The organism is Propionivibrio sp., assembly GCF_029255185.1.
In the GTDB taxonomy this organism is placed as follows: Bacteria; Pseudomonadota; Gammaproteobacteria; order Burkholderiales; family Rhodocyclaceae; genus Propionivibrio.
On sequence record NZ_JAPUVO010000130.1, the window covers coordinates 1 to 19,071 of the forward strand.

At 51.1% G+C, this 19,071-nt stretch carries 19 protein-coding genes; 14 read left to right on the top strand and 5 right to left on the bottom strand.

Going from position 1 to position 19,071, the window contains the following annotated elements; all coding sequences use genetic code 11:
- Positions 1-133 precede the first annotated feature (133 nt).
- The 14 genes from Q1J43_RS13345 (at position 134) to Q1J43_RS13410 (ending at position 15,051) form a co-directional block, all read left to right on the top strand.
- Positions 134-889 (top strand): FkbM family methyltransferase, encoded by a 756-nt coding sequence (locus Q1J43_RS13345; RefSeq protein ID WP_301102993.1) that lies wholly within the window; start codon positions 134-136, stop codon positions 887-889.
- Positions 890-990: 101 nt separating this feature from the next.
- Positions 991-1,914, top strand: a complete 924-nt coding sequence (locus Q1J43_RS13350) for a class I SAM-dependent methyltransferase (RefSeq protein ID WP_301102994.1) — start codon at positions 991-993, stop codon at positions 1,912-1,914.
- The gene (locus Q1J43_RS13355; RefSeq protein ID WP_301102995.1) at positions 1,914-2,678 is read left to right on the top strand and encodes a glycosyltransferase; all 765 of its coding nucleotides are present in this window, start codon (positions 1,914-1,916) and stop codon (positions 2,676-2,678) included. Before Q1J43_RS13350 ends, Q1J43_RS13355 begins: the two co-directional genes overlap by 1 nt.
- Positions 2,623-3,510, top strand: coding sequence for a class I SAM-dependent methyltransferase (locus Q1J43_RS13360; protein WP_301102996.1), 888 nt, complete (start codon positions 2,623-2,625; stop codon positions 3,508-3,510). Before Q1J43_RS13355 ends, Q1J43_RS13360 begins: the two co-directional genes overlap by 56 nt.
- Entirely contained in the window at positions 3,492-4,718 is a 1,227-nt protein-coding gene (locus Q1J43_RS13365) for a glycosyltransferase (RefSeq protein WP_301102997.1), read from the top strand. The genes Q1J43_RS13360 and Q1J43_RS13365 overlap by 19 nt, the downstream gene beginning before the upstream one ends.
- Positions 4,715-5,989 carry a flippase gene (locus Q1J43_RS13370; RefSeq protein ID WP_301102998.1) on the top strand — a complete coding sequence of 425 codons (1,275 nt, stop codon included), beginning with the start codon at positions 4,715-4,717 and terminating at the stop codon, positions 5,987-5,989. The genes Q1J43_RS13365 and Q1J43_RS13370 overlap by 4 nt, the downstream gene beginning before the upstream one ends.
- On the top strand, positions 5,979-7,295 hold the full coding sequence (locus tag Q1J43_RS13375; protein ID WP_301102999.1) for an O-antigen polymerase: 1,317 nt from the start codon (positions 5,979-5,981) through the stop codon (positions 7,293-7,295). The genes Q1J43_RS13370 and Q1J43_RS13375 overlap by 11 nt, the downstream gene beginning before the upstream one ends.
- Entirely contained in the window at positions 7,292-8,506 is a 1,215-nt protein-coding gene (locus Q1J43_RS13380) for a hypothetical protein (RefSeq protein WP_301103000.1), read from the top strand. Before Q1J43_RS13375 ends, Q1J43_RS13380 begins: the two co-directional genes overlap by 4 nt.
- Positions 8,507-8,532: 26 nt before the next feature.
- A complete protein-coding gene (locus Q1J43_RS13385) occupies positions 8,533-9,690 on the top strand; it encodes an SDR family NAD(P)-dependent oxidoreductase (protein ID WP_301103001.1) in 1,158 nt (385 codons plus the stop codon).
- Entirely contained in the window at positions 9,687-10,235 is a 549-nt protein-coding gene (locus tag Q1J43_RS13390) for a DapH/DapD/GlmU-related protein (protein ID WP_301103002.1), read from the top strand. Before Q1J43_RS13385 ends, Q1J43_RS13390 begins: the two co-directional genes overlap by 4 nt.
- 14 nt (positions 10,236-10,249) lie before the next feature.
- The gene (locus tag Q1J43_RS13395) at positions 10,250-11,245 is read left to right on the top strand and encodes a hypothetical protein (protein WP_301103003.1); all 996 of its coding nucleotides are present in this window, start codon (positions 10,250-10,252) and stop codon (positions 11,243-11,245) included.
- Complete coding sequence (locus Q1J43_RS13400; RefSeq protein WP_301103004.1) at positions 11,242-12,216, top strand: glycosyltransferase family 4 protein; 975 nt, start codon at positions 11,242-11,244, stop codon at positions 12,214-12,216. The genes Q1J43_RS13395 and Q1J43_RS13400 overlap by 4 nt, the downstream gene beginning before the upstream one ends.
- A 108-nt stretch (positions 12,217-12,324) precedes the next feature.
- Positions 12,325-14,154: a nucleoside-diphosphate sugar epimerase/dehydratase gene (locus Q1J43_RS13405; protein ID WP_301103005.1), complete on the top strand. Its 1,830-nt coding sequence runs from the start codon at positions 12,325-12,327 to the stop codon at positions 14,152-14,154.
- A 75-nt stretch (positions 14,155-14,229) separates the two neighbouring features.
- A complete protein-coding gene (locus Q1J43_RS13410; RefSeq protein ID WP_301103006.1) occupies positions 14,230-15,051 on the top strand; it encodes a symmetrical bis(5'-nucleosyl)-tetraphosphatase in 822 nt (273 codons plus the stop codon).
- Here Q1J43_RS13410 and Q1J43_RS13415 read toward each other — a convergent pair.
- The 5 genes from Q1J43_RS13415 to prmA all read right to left on the bottom strand — a co-directional run bounded on the left by Q1J43_RS13415 (position 14,984) and on the right by prmA (position 19,064).
- The gene (locus Q1J43_RS13415) at positions 14,984-15,781 is read right to left on the bottom strand and encodes a lysophospholipid acyltransferase family protein (RefSeq protein WP_301103007.1); all 798 of its coding nucleotides are present in this window, start codon (positions 15,779-15,781) and stop codon (positions 14,984-14,986) included. The two genes, Q1J43_RS13410 and Q1J43_RS13415, sit on opposite strands and share 68 nt — an antisense overlap.
- Positions 15,782-15,792: 11 nt before the next feature.
- Positions 15,793-16,245 carry a glycine zipper 2TM domain-containing protein gene (locus Q1J43_RS13420; protein ID WP_366141919.1) on the bottom strand — a complete coding sequence of 151 codons (453 nt, stop codon included), beginning with the start codon at positions 16,243-16,245 and terminating at the stop codon, positions 15,793-15,795.
- An 18-nt stretch (positions 16,246-16,263) separates the two neighbouring features.
- Complete coding sequence (locus Q1J43_RS13425) at positions 16,264-17,199, bottom strand: carbohydrate kinase family protein (RefSeq protein WP_301103009.1); 936 nt, start codon at positions 17,197-17,199, stop codon at positions 16,264-16,266.
- A gap of 87 nt (positions 17,200-17,286) precedes the next feature.
- Entirely contained in the window at positions 17,287-18,171 is an 885-nt protein-coding gene (locus Q1J43_RS13430; protein WP_301103010.1) for a DUF3426 domain-containing protein, read from the bottom strand.
- Positions 18,168-19,064: a 50S ribosomal protein L11 methyltransferase gene (gene prmA / locus Q1J43_RS13435; protein ID WP_301103011.1), complete on the bottom strand. Its 897-nt coding sequence runs from the start codon at positions 19,062-19,064 to the stop codon at positions 18,168-18,170. Before prmA ends, Q1J43_RS13430 begins: the two co-directional genes overlap by 4 nt.
- Between the last annotated feature and the right edge of the window lie 7 nt (positions 19,065-19,071).

A 19,071-nucleotide genomic window follows, 5' to 3' on the forward strand; every position in this document is an offset into this window, starting at 1 on the left:
TGAACTCCAAGATCGCCACCGTCCAAAAACGCGCTTGTGGCTATCGCAACCCAGACAATTTCAAGATCGCTGTCTATTTCCACTGTGGTGGCCTCAACCTCTATCCCGCTACCGTGACCCACACAAAAGTCGGATGAATCAAAATTTTAGGGAAAGTTACAGAGAAATGTCTCTTAGAGCCGCAGTTAAGAAAGGTCTCCGAAAAATTGGACTGGAGGCACATCGTTTTGTCCCGGCGTCATCGCCTACGGCTCAAATAATTGCATCGCTGCGAAAATTCGGGATTGATCTGGTTCTGGACGTTGGCGCAAATCAGGGGCAGTTTGCGTTAGAAATTCGAAGCGGTGGCTATGAAGGCAATATCCTCTCATTTGAGCCCCTCTCAACGGCCCATAATCAGTTGCTGCAGACAAGCAGCAGAGATCCAAAGTGGGATGTCTGCCCACGAACTGCGTTGGGCGACCATGATGGTGAAATTGAAATCAATATTGCAGGGAATTCCGTCAGCAGTTCCATTTTTCCCATGCTAGAGTCGCATCGGAACGCTGCCCCGGAGTCAGCTTATATGGGAAAAGAAAAGGTTGGAATGGCAATGCTGGATACCTTGGTCAGGCCATATCTTGACCAGTCAAGGGCCGCTTTTTTGAAAATTGATACTCAGGGATATGAATGGCAAGTTCTCGATGGGGCCAAGGATTCATTGTCGAGATTTCAAGGCGTGCTTCTTGAGCTTTCTTTCGTACCTCTTTATGAAGGCCAGCATTTGTGGAGAGAAATGATTGATCGCCTGGAAGCTGATGGATTTTCGCTTTGGGCAATGCAGCCGGGATTTACGGATGCACATTCCGGGCAGACGCTCCAAGCCGATGGCATATTTTTTCGCACGTAATGCCCTTGCTTTACAGACTTTGACAATGCAGATAGGACAGAAAAATTAAATCAACCATCAAATCAATCGCGATCCGGTTTCTGCCTCTTGCTGATGTACTAATGTCACCGCTGGTGGCATTGAGTAGTTTCATTCTCTGGCTTGTTCGCAAGGCAGGGATCAAGCGAATGCGGGTAAGCAAAAGAATTTTTTGCATGCTCGGGGTGTATCCACTACGAGATCATTATTACGAACCTTTGTTCAATCCGGCGCATCTGCGTAAGCCACTCGATCAGGACCGTACTTTGCTTGGACTGGATTTGAATGGGCAGGAACAACTGGAATTGTTGTCCAAGTTCGATTACGCAGAAGAATTGGCAAGAATTCCAAAGGTTCCATCTAAAAGTGGGCCGTCGGAGTTTTTCTATGAAAACCCATCGATCCTTTATGGCGACTCTGAATATCTGTATTCGGCAATCCGTCATTTCCAGCCCGGAAAAATTATCGAAGTGGGGAGTGGGTTTTCAACCTTGATGGCCATCAAGGCGGTTAATGCCAACAAATCGGACGATCCGACCTACGCCTGCCAGCATACCTGCATCGAGCCGTACGAAATGAAATGGCTTGAATCGACTGGCGTCCAGGTAATCCGGCAACGTGTAGAGGAAGTGGATTCAGCCGTGTTTGAAGGCTTGAGTGCAAATGACATTCTCTTTATCGATTCATCTCATGTGATTCGGCCACAAGGTGACGTGCTGTTCGAATATCTGGAACTGTTGCCGAAATTGCGATCCGGTGTTCTTGTGCATATTCATGACATCTTTACACCGCAGGATTACCCCGAGGACTGGGTGGTAGACCAAGTCAAGCAGTGGAACGAGCAATATCTGCTTGAGGCTTTTCTGAGTTTCAACAATCAATTCAGGGTGCTGGGTGCATTGAGTTGGTTAACAAAGCATCACTTTGATGCTATGTCGCGCCCATTTCCGATGCTGCGCAATCATCCAGAAGCGATTCCCGGTTCATTCTGGATGGTCCGCAACTGATGTCGAGCAAGGACTCAAGGGAAATATTCCTGTCCGTTATTTGTGCGACAAGGAATGCCGCAGCGACACTGCCCAATCTTCTTGAGTCCTACAAGGCGCAGCGCACCGATGAAACCGAACTGATTGTGGTGGATGCGTGTTCTGCCGATTCAACGGCAGAGGTATTGGAAAGATACCGCCAATACATCGATGGTCTGATCGTGGAACCAGACCGCTCGATTTATGATGCCTGGAACAAGGGAGTAAGCTTGGCGCAGGGGAGGTTCGTTTGCTTTGTCGGCGCAGATGACAAAATTGCGCCAGATGCAATCACTGCACTGCTAAGCGCGATTCATGAACACAACTCGGCGGATTATATCCACGGCCACAATATCATGCTCAGGAAGGGCCGGATTTCGGGACTGATTGGGCGCCCATACACTAAGGATATCCTTGAAAAGTACCTGCCGATGGCGCACGGGATGTCTGCGCATCGGCGCGACTGGGTTGTTAATGGTGGCGGATTCGACGTCTCGTTCAAGTCATCAGGCGATTATGATTTCTTGCTACGCATGCGAAAAACGATGCGCGTCGTCGACTGCCAAGCCATTCTGGTCTATGTCGAGGACGCAGGAATCAGCCGTAGCAGTATCAGGCCCATTCTCGAGTCTTTTAGGGCGCGTCAAATTAACGGTGTAGCGATGGTCAGAAATTTTCTGTGGACTCTACGTGGCCTGGCTGGATTCTGGATCAGAAAGATTGCAAGTTGGCTTCAAAGAAATTAAAAATTTCAGGGATCAAGAAAAAGTGAACAAGTTTCTGGCAATGACGAATCGGGCAATCCGAGAGTTGGGTCTGCTGAATGCCTCTGAAAATATCAGATATTTTGCAAAAGTGATCAGGTGCTATTGGCCGAACAGGCAATTCAAATCGGCACATCCTGAATTCAAAACGCCTCCACGCGAGCTGGCTTTTGATGCTTACTCCGCACCCGATTGGGATTTTTATAAGACAAGTGGGGAGGGGACGGCTGCGTTTCTGGCTACTTTGATCAAGCAGTACCAGAGTTCTTCGCCTGATGGCCTCAAAGTCCTCGAATGGGGCTGCGGACCCGCGCGAGTTATCAGGCATTTGCCAGGAGTTCTTGGGGCTGGTACGGACGTGTCAGGCTCAGATTACAACGAGAAATCAATTACGTGGTGCTCCCGGAATATCCCGGGCGTTACTTTTTTAACAAACGAATTGAATCCTCCACTTAAGTTGAGCGGGAACTGCTTTGACGTCTGCTATTCCATATCAGTTTTCACACACTTGTCCAATGATGTCTGCAGGGCATGGGTGAAAGAGATTTATCGGGTACTGAAACACGGCGGTATTTTCATAACTACCACCAACGGTGAGTCAAAGCTGGAAGATCTTTTTCCGGATGAGATTGAGAAATATCGATCCGAGGGCGTTGTCGTGAGAGGTAATTTCGAAGAGGGAAAGAAAATGTACTTTGCCTGCCATTCTCCGAAATATCTGGCGGAAAATTTATTCAAATGTTTCGAAGTTCTTGAGCATCGATCGGCAAATTTCCCTTTCACTGCCCAGGATATGTGGGTGTTAAGAAAATAAGCTCTCTCCGGCCATCTATTTTGAATAAAGAATCCCAGTGCACGCTCGTGATTTCAGCCGTTAATTTCAGCGAGGGCGGTCCTTTGACCGTCTTGCGTGAATGCTTGAGAGCGACAAGTCAGGTGCTCTCCGAAAATTGGCGGGTGATAGCGCTGGTGCACGATAAACACTTGTTCGAGGCCACTGCGGGCGTCACTTTCATCGAGTTTCCGTCAGCCAAGCGCTCATGGTTGCTGCGACTCTATTACGAATGGTTTCAGTTCAATAGCCTCTCGCAACGCTTGAAGCCGGATTTGTGGCTGTCCTTGCACGATATTACGCCACGCGTCACGGCTCGCAGGCAGGCCGTCTACTGCCACAACCCTGCCCCGTTTTTTACGGTATCACTGCGAGCTGCCCTGCTTGATCCGAAGCTGTATCTATTCAACAAGTTTTACAAGCATTTGTACGCATCGGGCATTTCCAGAAATCGGCATGTGATCGTTCAGCAATCGTGGCTGCGACATGAGTTTCAACAGTCTTTTGGTCTTGATGAGGTGGTGGTTGCTTATCCTGAAATGAAAACCGGCAATATCTCCCCTGTGCCAGAGCGGACGATCACGACGCGCAACAAGGTGTTTTTTTATCCGGCCTTGCCCAGAGTGCCGAAGAATCTGGAAATTATTTTTGAGGCGGTTCGTCTGCTAAATTCACAAGGCGTTGATGGCTTCGAAGTTCGCCTGACCATTGACGGTAATGAGAACCGCTATGCACGGATGCTGCTGAAACAATATTCTGCCGTGACGGGCATTGTTTTTACCGGGCGCCAAAATCAATCGCAGATGGCCGCACAGTATAAAAATGTGGATTGTTTGCTGTTCCCCTCACGACTGGAAACCTGGGGTCTGCCCATCAGTGAGGCCAAAACCTGTGGGCTGCCTTTGCTGGTCGCTGATTTGCCGTATGCGCACGAGACGGTGGGAACTTACGATCGTGTGCGTTTCTTCAATCCGTTGGCTGCGGGAGAATTGGCCGCGATGATGAAGGGTTTTATTGACGGCCAACTGAATTTCGAGTCGGTCAGAGAATGCACGCCGGAACAGCCGTTTGTCGATAGTTGGCCTGGATTGATTCGTCTTCTGGTCAAGGACCTGGATTCTGTCGAACCGCTCAATGGATCGGCAGATGTTTCTGATCCACCGCAGGTCTTCAACCGAATTGTTTCTTGAGTACTAAAAAGCACACGCTCTGGAATATCGCAGGCTCAGGCTTGCCATTGCTGATGGCAGCAGTAACGATTCCGGTATTGATGAAAGAGTTGGAGCTCGAGTCATTCGGCGTACTTACTCTAATCTGGACCCTTATCGGCTACTTCAGCTTGTTTGATCTCGGTCTGGGCAGGTCGATTACCCACCATGTTTCGGCAAAGCTGGCATCGAATTCTGCTGCTGAAATTGCTGGCATCATCAAGGCCGGACTGACCTTTGCCGGTCTTGCTGGTCTTCTGGGTGGAGGCATCCTCTTGGTTCTGGCCAATCCTCTGAGTAATTCCTGGCTTCATGTTTCAAAAGCAATCGAGCAGCAAACCTACCATGCACTTGTCTGGTCGGCTATCGGGATTCCTTTCGTGGTGTTGTCCAGTGGCGTTCGGGGCGTTCTTGAAGCCTATAGCCAGTTTGATCGAGTCAACATCACGCGCATTCTTCAGGGCGTGACTACATTCGCTTTCCCTGTTCTGAGTGTTTTTGCATTTGGGCCGGACTTGGGAACCGTTGCCCTATGGCTGGTCATCTCCAGAGTACTGACCTTAGTTATCTACGTCTATTTTCTTGGAAAAGCGATCCCCCAGTGGTCAAGTACCGTTGGGAACACCGTGCAAAAATCGTATTTGCTGAGATTCGGCGCCTGGATGACGATCAGTAATACCATCAGTCCACTACTGATTTATCTGGATCGATTCGTCATATCGGGCATGTTTGGAGCTGCTGTCGTGGCTTATTACACCGTTCCTTTTGAGGTGTTGACCAAATTGCTGATTCTTCCCGGTGCTCTTGGATCTGCCCTGTTCCCCAGGCTGTCACGCGAGTATCAGGCCGACTACCAGGAAACGCATCGCCTGATGATGCGCGCCGTTATTGTCACGACATCGACGATGGCCGTACTGTGCACCCTGGCGGCAGCAGCCTATTTTCCGCTTGTGTCGTGGTGGATGTCACAGGACTTTGCTCAGGCTTCTTGGAGAATAGCTTCATTGCTCGCTTTCGGCGTGTTCGTTAATAGCCTTGGTTTTGTTTTCTACACTGCGGTTCAGGCAAAGGTCGGGGCTAGGCAAACAGCCCTGTTGCATTTGACGGAACTCGTTTTCTTCGTTCCCGTTCTTTATGCGCTGTCATCGCTATTAGGGCTGGAAGGTGCCGCTGTGGCGTGGACGGTCAGGGTTTCATTCGACGCGTTGGTGATGTGGTGGTTTTACACAAAAGGGGTTAGGCATGCTGTTTGATCCGCGAGTGATTTTTGTATCCCTGTGGTGTATTGAATGCCTTGGCCAGATATTTTTTGGTGTCGTATTCGGCTCATTCGCGACTGAAACCTGGGCGGTCGTTGCCATCGCTGTTATTGCCTTCTTGTCCGGGGCACAACTTATGCAGTACGGGTTTGCTGGCCATCGTTCTCAAGAATGGATTGATCAGCGCTGGCCCGTTGTCAAATTGCCCGAAGTCATTTCGGAGAGATTCAAGCTCTTGATGATTCTCATCTACTCAGTGGTGGCCCTCTTTGTCATACAGCGCATTATCGAGGTGACTGGCATCGCTGATGTAGCGCGTCCGCTGGAATGTTTGCGACTCAAGATTGTCAAGGATCACATCGCGGAAAGAGAGATCGCCGCATTGATGAAATGCCTTATTTTTGGTGCGGCGCTTTCATTGTATTTCTTGAGCGATGCGGTTCATTCTTCCAAAATAACGGTGATCTTGCTTTGCGTTGTGGGCTTGCTGTCTGCACTGGCCACTACCGGAAGGCTGCTTCTGTTAATGTTCGTTCTGACCTTGATCTATCTGATGTACGCCCAAAAAATTTGGGGTTACAAAGAAATTTTTGCTAGCCTGGTGGGATTTTTCTTTCTGTTTTTTCTGATCGCATTTGTTACCAATAAGGCCCCGGCAGAAGAATGGATGCAGGAGAAGGTATGGAGTTGTGAAGTAGGCCATACAAAAAATATTGAGCAAGCAACTGCTAAAGCTCAATCCAATCCGACGAATGCAATAGAGAGTTCGGCAGCAGCGTCAAGCTCATCTTTTTCAGCCACAGACCGACTGGTATGGAATGCCAAAACCTACTTTCTAGCCAGTTTCGCTGCGTTCGATCATTTCGTTAAAACGGGACAACCTCGCATCGAAGGCGGCGCGTTTCTGCCCAACGCCATGAGATTAGTTCTAAACCGATTGGGTGCAGACTTGGCAATGAGGCCGGCGGTGAACCCGGTAGCAGAAATAGCGATGCCAACCAATACCTATACGGCTGTATTCCCGCTTTACCATGACATGGGTCGGGTCGGGGTACTCGCATGGTTTTTTTTCCTCGGTGGGCTTCATCAGTTTCTCTATCGGATGAGCCAAAAGCCAGGCCATCGGCTTTTCAGATATTTCTATGCAATCTCACTTTACCCCTTGTGCATGGTAATTTTTGAGGAGGCTTATGCATCATCTCCCGGTTTTTGGACTGTATTCGTGTTGACTCCATTTGCCATCCAACTCATCCGTCTAGTGTTAGCTAAATTAGTTATATCAGGAAAAAACACCTTATGAATCGACGTGTGGCTGTCGTAACGATTTGCGCGAAAAACTACTTTGCCAAGGCAAAGGTATTGCAGCAGTCCTATCTTGATCATCACCCTGAACATTTCTTTTATATATTGCTTGTCGACCGCAAGGATGAAAATTTCGCAGCCCTGCACACCGATTGCAATTTGATTTGGGTAGAAGACCTTGGGATTCCTGGCGTACTCAAATACGCTTTCATGTATGACATCATCGAATTCAGCACAAATGTGAAACCCGTGGCGCTTCGATCGCTTTTGGGCAAATACGATGAGGTTTTGTATATTGACCCCGATATCCAGATTTTCGACCACCTCACTCCAGTTTTCGATGCCCTGGCTAAGCATTCGATCGTGATTACACCCCATGCGCTAAGCCCAGTTCTGGATGGAAAATCTCCTAACGATATCGATTTCCTTCGGTTTGGCGCGTACAACTTGGGTTTCATCGGGGTTTCAAATTGCAAGGAGGCGTTTGAATTTCTAGATTGGTGGTCAAGCCGTTGTCTGTCTCACGGCTTTTATGAACCTCAGACGGGTTTAGCTGTGGACCAGAAATGGATCGATCTGGTGCCTGCGTATTTCCCGGGTGTCAAGATAATGCGTGAGCCTGGATTGAATTTGTCATTCTGGAATTTACATGAAAGATTCCTCAGTAAAGTCGATGGGCACTGGTTGGTGAATGACATACACAAATTGTATTTCATTCATTTCTCATCTTTCGACGAGTCCGAACCGGGTGCCATCGCGATGAAGCAAAACCGCTTCTCGCCAGAAGAAAGAGAAGATGTTCTGCCGTTGTATGCGGCGTACGCGCAACTGCTTAATCGACATAAGGCGAAGGAATACAAATCCATGTCTTATAGTTTCGATTTTTTTGATGATGGCGTTTACATCACAGCCGCCATGCGCAGATTTTATGCCTGTCTTCAGGTGAAATTCGATGCCGTCAGCAATCCATTCGCATCGAATTCCACGGTTCGAAAATGGGGCGAATCCAAAGGGCTGGTTTCAAGAAAAATTCTGCCCATGCAACGTCAGAATTTTAAAAGCCTGGAAAATTACGGTACTCAACTCAAAGTCATCTATTTCTTTCTACGGATTATTTTGAGGATAGTAGGCCCTATTCGCTATTTTTCATTAATGAGACTACTACCTTCCTTGTCTTCAATTAGAGGGCAGGCACGGGTGGTTGTCTGAGCATTTGGAGTGGGATCAAATAACTGATGGGAAAGTCAATATTAGTTACCGGAGGGGCAGGTTTCATAGGCCAGCACCTGTGCCGAAAACTGCTTATTAGTGGCCATGACGTTCGTATACTGGACTCCTTGCAGCCACAAATTCATGGCAGCAAGCCCAAGTTGTCCGATTTTACTTGCGAAGGTCGTGTTGAATTCATACAGGGTGATGTTCGTGACCGTGCAGCCTTGGAACGCGCTGTCACCGAGGTGGATATGGTCGTGCACTTGGCTGCCGAAACAGGGACAGGACAATCGATGTATCAAATAGCGCAGTATTTCAGTGTAAACGTTCAAGGTACAGCGCTATTGCTTGATGTGTTACAAAACGAGAGTTGCGCAAGAGACATTCAATCCATTGTTATGGCATCGAGTCGCGCCATCTATGGTGAAGGCGCATATCGATGCGCGATGCATGGCCTCGTCTATCCTGAACAGCGAACGGTTGAGCGCCTGTCTTCAGGCAGGTTTGAGCCCGTGTGTCCAGCGTGTGGTGATCCACTTGAACTTCTACCGACCCCCGAGAGTGCTCCATTCAAACCCATGTCAATCTATGGATTGACCAAACAGGTTCAGGAGCAGGCGATTCTGATGTATGCCCGAAACAGGCGAATCAATGGATTTGGGCTTCGCTATCAGAACGTTTATGGCCCTGGGCAATCTCTAAAAAATCCCTACACGGGGATTCTTGCGGTATTTTCCAATCTGGCCAGACAGAATCTGCCCATCGAAATTTATGAAGATGGTCAAGAATCGCGTGACTTTGTCTATATAGATGACGTGGTGGAAGCTACCCTGCGCTGTATTGATTTCTCGGGAAATTACATTGGCGCTTTGAACGTAGGTTCCGGGAAGGCCACGACCGTCATGCAGGTCGCAGAAAAAATCAGAGCTTTTTTCAGAAGTGATAGCTCCATAGCGGTTTCCGGAGCCTATCGTGCTGGCGATATTCGCCACAACATCGCCGACATGTCCTTAACAAATGAAGTTCTTGAGTTTGTGCCCGGAGAACCATTCGAAAAAGGTCTGCATCATTTTTTGCGGTGGGTTTGCGCACAAAACCACGAAGACGGGGCCAACTACATCCGCTCAGTTGAAGAGTTGCAAGCAAAGGGTTTGATGGGAAATCAGCAGGTAGGCGCATGACGCTTCGTGAATTCCTGTGCGTGCTAAAGGCCGACTTGATACGCTTGTCCCCAAAGCATCCAAGCGGAATTCAACCATTTGAGTGGGGGAACATATTCAATCCTCGCTTCACCCCCGTCGTCATTCTTCGCATTGCACGGTTTTGTTATTTGAGCAGGACTTTCCGCTGTATGAGTCCGGTTTTTACATGGCTCAATGTGCTTCTGTTTGGAATTGAAGTCACCCCAAGGTGCGAAATTGGCCCCGGGCTATTGTTGCCCCATACCCACGGAACGGTAATCGGTGCGAGTCGGATTGGGGCAAATGCCATCATCTTTCAGGGCGTAACCTTGGGAGCGAAATACGCACAGATGGACTACCACCCCGAGAGTCGGCCAACCGTTGATGACGATGTGATGATAGGAGCCGGTGCCAAAGTGCTGGGGGGGATCAATATCGGATCTCGTGCGCGGATTGCAGCAAACTCCTTGGTGATCGAATCCGTTCCTCCAGATTCGACTGTCATCGGTGTGCCGGCCATCATCAAAAACGCCAATAATCACTAGAACTGCAATCGCGTATGGCTGATATGAATTTAATTGGGAAAAATATAATTTTTTTCTGCCCGAAGTTTTTTGGTTATGAAATAAAAATCAAATCCGATCTTGAGAGCATGGGGGCTACGGTTTTTTATCATAGTGACCGGGCAGGTGAGGGTTTATTGATTAAGATTCTGACTCGCCGATATCCGAAATTGGTCTGGATATTATCCGATTTTATATTCACCAGATGGCTGAATAAGAAAACTATAGAAAAATGCGATATTGTTTTCATCGTCAAAGGTGAGGGGGTATCGCCAAATTTCATCAAAAAATTACGGTTGAGATATCCAGATGCTCAATTTATCCACTACCAATGGGACAGCATTGCCAATGTAAGACATTCTGAATCAAAACTAAAATTGTTTGACCACGTCGCAAGTTTTGATCTTGAAGATTGCCAAAGACTATCGTTTATTGATTACCAACCGACATTTTTCAGTTGTGAAATAAAGTCGGTCCAGGATAAATTGCAGAGCGAAAGTCTTTTATTTGTTGGAACACTCAATGGCGACAGGCCTCGTGTAATAGCGAATATCATTAAGACTATTGGCAATGAAATACAATTTGATTACAGCCTTTTTGTAAGAAGCAGGCTCGAATTGCTGCTGCGGAAAATATTTGATCCATCATTCAAAGTAATCGATGAGCATCGGTTGGTATATGAGCCAATTACAGCCGAGGAGATAAATCGGCGAATGGCTAATTGTGGAGCGGTTCTCGATATACAGAACCACAATCAATCTGGACTTACATTGCGTACCTTCGATGCGCTGGTAACAGGAAAGAAAATAATAACCACAAATCATGCAATTGCAACGCATGATTTTTACGATTCAAATCGAATTTGTATTATTGACAGGGATAACCCAAAAGTGCCTGACAGCTTCATGACTTCCCAGCTTAACAAGTTGCCGGATTATTTTATTAAAAAATATTCTTTGCGTGGTTGGCTGGAAAGAGTTTTTAAAAAATGAAAATTATTTTTGTGGCAGCCATTGTGCCATTCGTTCTGGCCATATTCCTGTTGCACTGGATGCTTCATTCTAAACGGATGAATTTTGCCATTGATCAGCCTAACCATCGCTCATTACACACTGTGCCTGTCCCAAGAACGGGTGGCCTGGCTATTGTTAGTGCCACGCTCTTACCCGTGGGCTTAACTGGTGAGCCTTGGAATATGCAATTGACAGTGTGTGCCATTTTGCTTATGGCGTTATCGCTGGTAGACGACGTTCGTGGCCTCCCGGTCGCGTTGAGATTTTTTGGACATTTTGCTGTGACTGGTATTTTTTTGGTTTGGGCAATGTCATCCGTTCCCGCTTGGGCGATGCTCGTATTGACAGCGGGTATCGTCTGGATGACCAATTTGTTTAATTTTATGGACGGATCAGATGGATTGGCGGGGGGCATGGCTATTTTTGGTTTTGGCGCTTACGCCATTGCCGCCTGGCTGGTTGGGAATAGCGGATTGGCAGCAATTTGTATAGCTATCGTAGCATCAGCTACCGCTTTTCTCATGTACAACTTCTATCCAGCCCGTATTTTCATGGGTGATGCCGGTTCGATACCGCTAGGATTTCTTACAGCAGCGATTGGGCTTCTAGGCTGGCGGTCAACTGCCTGGCCATTTTGGTTTCCCCTGGTGGTATTTTCTCCGTTCATCGTCGATGCCACGGTGACGTTAATTAAACGTCAGTTGCGTGGCGAAACAATATGGCGCGCACACCGTTCTCATTATTATCAACGTTTGGTGCAAATGGGTTGGAGCCATCGTAAAGTGGCCATCTGTGAATATGCATTAATGTTTCTGCTTGGTACTTCTGCACTGTGTTTTCTTAGGCAACCCGTAATGGGACAATTTTTGGGGTTAATGTTTTGGCTGCTGGTTTACGTAGTCATGGCGATCAAGATAGACCGCATGTGGAGTAAATTTCCACGTCTTTAAGAGAGGCTGCTTCAGACATCTATGCGCTGGCGTAATAACTTCCGCCCCGATCGTGCCTCCTGAATGAAGTACAATGGCCGGCCTTATAACGAAAGTTTTCTTTAATTGATGAGTTCCCCACTTTTCTCCAAGCGCGCTTTGGCCATGGCGCATGATCTTATCTCAGTGATTGTGTGCTGGTTTCTTGCCTATTGGCTGCGCTTTAACCTCGATCTGCCCGAGATTTACCTGGCCAGCGCCAGTCGCGCGCTATTACTTGTTTTGTGCATTCACGCACCTTTATATTGGCTGTTCGGTCTTTATCGGGGTATCTGGCGTTACGCCAGTCTCATGGATTTGCGGCGCATTATCCTTGCTGTTGGTCTTTCGGCTCTTTCCGTCGCTTTTGTTGTCTTCATGCTTTCTGTCCAAGCCGTTCCAAGATCAGTACTTGTGCTGCACCCCATCCTACTGATCGTTTTTATGGGAGGAAGCCGTTTCGTCTATCGCGCGTGGCAAGATCAGATGCTCTATGGTCGCATGGTGGTTAAGGGAGAAGCAGTGCTTGTTCTTGGCGCCGGCGATGCTGCCGAACGCTTGCTGCGAGAATTAGCGCAGTCGCCTGACTGGAGCATCGTTGGTCTGCTCAGTGAGGAAACTTCGCGTATCGGGAATGAGTTGCGGGGCGTCAAGATTCTCGGCTTGATTGATGACCTTCCCAAATGGGCAGGTCAATTGTCGGTTCTGAAGGCAATTGTGGCCATGCCCGAAGCCTCATCGGCGGAGCGCCGCCATGCCATGGAGGTGGCAGTTCAGGCTGGCCTTTCGGTGCTTACTGTGCCAAGCCTTGACGATATGCTGACGGGCAAGGTGGCGGTCTCGCAGATTCGACAGGTACAACTCGAAGATCTCCTTGGCCGTGAGCCCGTGCAATTAGATAATCGCGGTTTGCGCGCCTGGCTTGGCGAGAAAGTGGTTTTGGTCACCGGTGCTGGGGGTTCGATCGGCTCGGAACTGGTGCGCCAGATTGCACAGTTCAGCCCACGCCAGTTGGTCCTGATCGACATTTCGGAATTCGCGCTGTACCAGATCGAGCAGGAGGCCTTGCAGCAGTTTCCCGAGCTTTCAATCTCCTGCGTTGTCGGTGATGTGAAAGACGACGCCTGTCTTGATCGGGTATTTTCCAACTATTCTCCAGAGGTCGTTTTCCACGCCGCCGCCTATAAGCATGTGCCACTGATGGAGGGCGAAAATGCTTGGCAGGCGGTGCGTAACAATGTGCTGGGTTCCAAGTGCCTGGCCGAGGTTTCTCAGCGTTACGGCGTCGAAAAGGTGGTACTGATTTCGACCGACAAGGCGGTTAATCCGACCAATGTCATGGGCGCAACCAAACGCCTGGCTGAGCGTGTGCTGTGCGGCCTACAGCAAGACGGTACACGCTTCGTCACTGTCCGTTTTGGCAATGTTCTTGGCAGCAATGGATCGGTTATTCCGAAATTCCACGAGCAGATCGCGCGGGGTGGGCCAGTGACAGTCACTCATCCGGATATCATTCGTTACTTCATGTTGATTCCCGAGGCAGCACAACTCGTGCTGCAAGCTGGATTGATGGGGCAGGGAGGTGAGATTTTCGTTCTCGAAATGGGCGAACCGATCCGAATTGCCGATCTAGCGCGTGACATGATCCGCCTGTCAGGCTTCTCGGTAGACGAAATCAGTGTTGAGTTTACTGGTCTGCGTCCTGGTGAAAAGCTTTTCGAGGAGTTGCTGACCGACCACGAGTGCACCCTCCCAACGCCGCATCCAAAATTGCGGGTGGCGCAGGCCGAAACGGCTCCTGATACTGACTGGCAGAAAAATCTGGACTGCTGGCTACATGCACCAGCACCAGCCACTTCGAATGAGTTGAAGTTGCAGTTACAGAAATTTGTTCCAGAATATTCTCCCCAGCTGCAATAACCCAGTGAAATCTCTATTTAGTTGGGCAGAACTGAGTTTCCGCCGTCGGGCGATGTAAGAATCTGGGAGAAGCGCTTGGCAACCTATGCGATCGGCGACATTCAGGGTTGTTTCGATTCATTGACCCGCTTGCTTGAGCACTGCGCCTTCGATTCGGCTAACGATCGGCTTTGGCTGGTCGGCGATCTCGTCAATCGTGGGCCACGTTCTCTGGAGACACTGCGTTTCGTTCGTGATCTCGGTCAGGCGGCGATAACTGTTCTCGGCAATCATGATCTTTCCTTGCTGATGGCTGCCGAAGGTTTCGGTAAGAGAGGCAAGGGAGACACCTTCGATGAAATTCTCGCTGCACCGGATTGCGAAGTACTGCTCGACTGGCTACGGTATCGACCCCTGTGCCATGTCGAAGGCGACTATTGCCTGGTGCATGCCGGATTGCTGCCGCAGTGGACGGCAGCCAGGGCGCGCGCACTGGCTGCCGAAGTCGAGGCGGCGCTGACCGAGGCTGATTGGCGCACCTTCCTGGCCAATATGTGGGGTAGTGATCCCGCCTACTGGCAAGACGACCTTGAGGGTTGGCCGCGTCTGCGTGTCATCGTCAATGCCATGACACGTATGCGCTTCTGCTCGCCCGATGGTGTGATGGATTTTAAGGTCAAAGGGGAACTGGCCAAGGCGCCGGCGGGTTATCTGCCATGGTTTGAGGTGCCGGGTCGGCGCAGTGCGAATACAGTGCTGATTACCGGTCACTGGTCAGCACTGGGACTTAAAATCATGCCCAACCTATTGGCGATCGATTCCGGCTGCCTGTGGGGCGGCCCGCTGACGGCTATCCGGCTTGAGGATCGGGCAATTTTTCAGATGGATTGCTCGCCGGAAGAAATCCGAGCCTGGTAGCGATGGCGGCGTGCGCCGCCTGTGAGAGCTCGCGCCGGGTCTGTCCTGAGGTATCAATTGCTGGCGCTGGACGCAGGCGTGCGGTCAGCGATCGGCAGGCGAAAATGGCCAAAAAACACTGGCTGAGCGTCGTATTGCCGGCAAACGAGGGGGCCTGGCTGAGGTTGCCCTGCTCATCGTGATAGGACAGCGCCAGCGGCAGAACTGGACGTCTGGTTTCGATCACAGGTTGTAATAAAGCAGCGTGGAAGCTGAGCATATGGGTCCCGTCGGTTGTCGTTCCCTCAGGGAAAATAGCGACATCGACACCGGTATTGAGCAAGGCGTTGATTTCTCCATTGACCACCTTGGCGTGTCCGCGGCTGCCTCGGTGCAGAAAGACCGTGTCATTACGTGCGCCCAACCAGCCGATGAATGGCCACTGACGGATCTCGGCCTTGGCGACAAAGGCCGCTGGGCGCAGAGTATTAATGACAAAAATGTCAAGCCAGGAGACGTGATTGGCAACGATCAGGCTGCCGGGAGGCGCGTCGGACGGCTGCGTTTCAAGTCGAACGCAAAGAATCTTCAGGGTCTGTAGCGACCAGCGCTGTTTTAGCCGCGCTTGACCCACGGTGCCAATTAGCGGGTAAAGGAGCGCAGTGCCCAGAGCGATCCAGGCGAAGTGCAACCCCAGCCTGAGGCCACGGAAAACACGGATCAGGTAAGGCGTCGGGCGTACTTGGATCATCAGCCCGGGGGTTAATGGGTGACTCGCGTCGAGCCATTGCCGCTCAGGATGCGAACCCGTTCCCCCGGATTGAAAATCTCGCCCATTTCCTGAACCACGGCGATCAACTGGCCACCATCAAGCCTGACCGTAATTTCCAGCGCATTTTTCTTGCTGGCGCTTTCTTCAATCGCCGAACCCGCCATGCCGCCAAGTACAGCACCGAAAATTGCTCCGACGATTTGCCCCTTACCGCCGCCGACGTTGCTGCCTGCCACGCCGCCGACCGCCGCACCGGCCAACCCGCCAACGCCCGACTGAGTGCCCTCCATGGTCACTTCACGAATACTCTCGACGACGCCGCTGCGCACCAGCATCTCGCGCCTGGCCTGGTCGCGTGAGTAAACGTCACCTGATTTGCTGGTCGCACAGCCGGCGAGAATCAGCGAAATCAACAGTACAGAACAAATTTTCAGAGCGTTCATTGTCATTCCTTTAGCAAGTTACCAAAGTGCATTGCCGAAAGCTTTAGCAAAACGGTCGCCGATTTCCTGGCGATCCGGGCAGTGATTCTGTCCGCCACGATGGGCAATCTTGATCGACCCCATCAGTGCCGCCAGCCGCCCTGTCTTCTCCCAATCCCAGCCGTTAGCGATTCCGTAAAGAAGGCCGGAACGGTAGGCATCCCCGCAGCCGGTCGGGTCTACCAGTTCATCAGCTTCAACGCAGGGAATCTCGAAGCGTTGCCCCTCGGCGTAAATATGTGAGCCCTCACCACCGCGCGTCACAATCAGCGCCTGGACCTCACCCGCCAGCTGCTCCAGCGAGAGGCCGCTACGGTCGCACAGCAGCTTCGCTTCGTAGTCGTTGAAGCAGGCAAAATCGGCAAGTTTCATGAACGTCATCAGCTCATCGCCAGAAAACATCGGCAGCCCCTGACCAGGGTCGAAAATGAAGGGAATGCCGGCGGCGGCAAAATCACGCGCGTGCTCGATCATTCCTTCGCGGCCGTTGGGAGCCACGATCCCCAGTTTGGCTCCGCTGACTTCGGTGACCTTGTTGAGGTGCGCAAAACTCATCGCGCCAGGGTGGAAGGCAGTAATCTGGTTATCGTCCAGATCGGTTGTGATGAAAGCCTGTGCGGTAAAGCTGCCGGCGACACGTTGCACATGAGTGCGAGATAGGCCAAGACTGTCCAGGCGCGCGAGGTAGGGGTCGGCGTCATCGCCGACAGTGGCCATGATCAAGGGATCGCCACCGAGCAGTTTTAGGCTATAGGCAATGTTTCCCGCGCAGCCACCGAATTCGCGGCGCATCTCGGGGACGAGAAAGGCAACATTCAGAATATGAATCTGTTCGGGCAAAATATGATTTTTGAAACGATCACGGAATACCATGATGTTGTCGTAAGCCATAGAGCCGCAAATGAGCGTGGACATAGGGGATTTTTGGAATGAGTGATAAGTGGAAGGGGAAAATTATAGCACCCGGCTACTGACGCTTTCTGGCGTGCAGTCAAAACCAGGTCAGGGATAGAAGACGTACAGGCGATAGCCGGCCGCACTGATGCCTTTGGCATCGATCCAGAGACGCACGGTGATATCGGAGTTGGCCGCAAAAGGCTGGTCGGCTGGTGTCTTTGCTGAAAGATACTCGCTGGGGGGGAAAACACGACGGGCGATAGCGGCATCCTGCGTATCGGTCAATGAGAGTTCAAGTGAAGGATAGGCTTGTCCGTAGTTCGCCCGGTTGCGCAGCGAGGCATTGAGCACGAGCAGATTACCGCGTGCCGGGTCGGTTTGCAGGTCGGACATTTCTATGTTCACCAATTCGACGTGGCGGGGCAGGGGAATATCAACGTCGAGCGTCTGGCACAGCAACTCAAGTACTGGGCGCAAGCTGGGCATCGTAATGGCGATCTCGCTGCGAAAACGGAAGACCAGTTGTCCTGCAAGAGCAAGAAGAAGCAGCAGGGCGGCGAGGACAAAGGGCCAGCGGGCGGCCTTGTCGACCGACAGCGACACCGGTTCGGCCATCACCCCTTCGCTCCACTTGCTGTAGCCGGGGATACCGGTAGTCTCACGCGGCATGATGAGCCCGGTTGCCCTGCCCAGTTCTTGTACGGCGGCTTCACTCAATGGCAGTACAACGGCTGGGCTTGAATCGACCTCGGGAGCGGGTGTTTCAGACACGAAGCCGGCTGCCTGATCGCCAGTGACTTGAGCAGCCGGCTCTAACGGCAGCGTGGACTGCGGCGCCGATGGGGCGCTTGTCTTCGCTTCATCAAGCAGGCTGTCGAGGGCATTGAAAACAGTCTGGCATTGCCCGCAACGCACCTTCCCGGCGCGCGCCTTCAATTGTTCCGGGGTAACGCGGAAGGTCGTCTGGCAGTCGGGGCAGCGAGTTTTCATCGCCTCGGTTTAATTCCCGTCAGACAGACCCAGCCATCCCGCGTGTCGGTGACACTCAGCGTGGCATAGGGGGCATAACTGGCGATCAAATCTTCCGCCTGTTCAATAAGAATTCCAGAGAGCGCAAGCTTGCCGCCCGGACGGATGTATGAACAGATCGCCGGGGCCAGCGCCTTGAGCGGATTGGAGAGGATGTTGGCGACCACAATATCAAACTGCTCCTTGATGTCCTTTGCCGAATCGTCAAAGCGTGCACTTACATCGTTTGCTTTGGCGTTGCTTCTTGCCGCGCTGACGGCCTGCAAATCAATGTCGGCACCGAAAACGACGCTGGCTCCGAGCTTGGCCGCTGCAATGGCCAGGATACCTGATCCGCAGCCGTAATCAAGAATCGAGACGCCGAGAGTAACCGAACGCTCCAGCCATTCAAGACAAAGACGGGTGGTTGGATGGGAGCCCGTGCCAAAAGCCATTCCCGGATCGAGGATCAGATTAATGGCGTCCGGATCAGGGGCTTGATGCCAGGATGGAACAATCCACAGACGCTCAGAAACGCGAATCGGGTCGAACTGCGACTGGGTAAGTTGCACCCAGTTCTGCTCAGCGACCACGTCCTGAGTGAACGTCGGAAGCGGGTCAAGTCCGGCGAGTGGGGCACAGATGGCGATCAAGGCTTTAACATCGGCGTCGGATTCGAGCAGGGCAACGACACGTGAACGTTCCCAACCCGGTGTGGTCGGCGAACCGGGTTCGCCGAATTGTGGCGTTTCGTTCGGCGTTCCAGCGTCGGCATCCTCAATGCTGGCCGACAGGGCGCCAGCTTCAAGCAAAGCGTCTGCAAGCGCCTCGGCATGCTGGCAGTCGGTTTCAATAGTGACGGAAAGCCAGGCCATGGTGCCG

Bases quoted from the DNA above. Each gene is read 5' to 3' on its own strand.
- Q1J43_RS13420 (WP_366141919.1), bottom strand. From the start codon at position 16,245: ATGAACGCTCTGAAAATTTGTTCTGTACTGTTGATTTCGCTGATTCTC.
- Q1J43_RS13380 (WP_301103000.1), top strand. From the start codon at position 7,292: ATGAATCGACGTGTGGCTGTCGTAACGATTTGCGCGAAAAACTACTTT.
- Q1J43_RS13425 (WP_301103009.1), bottom strand. From the start codon at position 17,199: ATGTCCACGCTCATTTGCGGCTCTATGGCTTACGACAACATCATGGTA.
- Q1J43_RS13400 (WP_301103004.1), top strand. From the start codon at position 11,242: ATGAAAATTATTTTTGTGGCAGCCATTGTGCCATTCGTTCTGGCCATA.
- Q1J43_RS13405 (WP_301103005.1), top strand. From the start codon at position 12,325: ATGAGTTCCCCACTTTTCTCCAAGCGCGCTTTGGCCATGGCGCATGAT.
- Q1J43_RS13385 (WP_301103001.1), top strand. From the start codon at position 8,533: ATGGGAAAGTCAATATTAGTTACCGGAGGGGCAGGTTTCATAGGCCAG.
- prmA (WP_301103011.1), bottom strand. From the start codon at position 19,064: ATGGCCTGGCTTTCCGTCACTATTGAAACCGACTGCCAGCATGCCGAG.
- Q1J43_RS13415 (WP_301103007.1), bottom strand. From the start codon at position 15,781: ATGATCCAAGTACGCCCGACGCCTTACCTGATCCGTGTTTTCCGTGGC.
- Q1J43_RS13395 (WP_301103003.1), top strand. From the start codon at position 10,250: ATGGCTGATATGAATTTAATTGGGAAAAATATAATTTTTTTCTGCCCG.
- Q1J43_RS13375 (WP_301102999.1), top strand. From the start codon at position 5,979: ATGCTGTTTGATCCGCGAGTGATTTTTGTATCCCTGTGGTGTATTGAA.
- Q1J43_RS13390 (WP_301103002.1), top strand. From the start codon at position 9,687: ATGACGCTTCGTGAATTCCTGTGCGTGCTAAAGGCCGACTTGATACGC.
- Q1J43_RS13430 (WP_301103010.1), bottom strand. From the start codon at position 18,171: ATGAAAACTCGCTGCCCCGACTGCCAGACGACCTTCCGCGTTACCCCG.
- Q1J43_RS13350 (WP_301102994.1), top strand. From the start codon at position 991: ATGTCACCGCTGGTGGCATTGAGTAGTTTCATTCTCTGGCTTGTTCGC.
- Q1J43_RS13345 (WP_301102993.1), top strand. From the start codon at position 134: ATGAATCAAAATTTTAGGGAAAGTTACAGAGAAATGTCTCTTAGAGCC.
- Q1J43_RS13355 (WP_301102995.1), top strand. From the start codon at position 1,914: ATGTCGAGCAAGGACTCAAGGGAAATATTCCTGTCCGTTATTTGTGCG.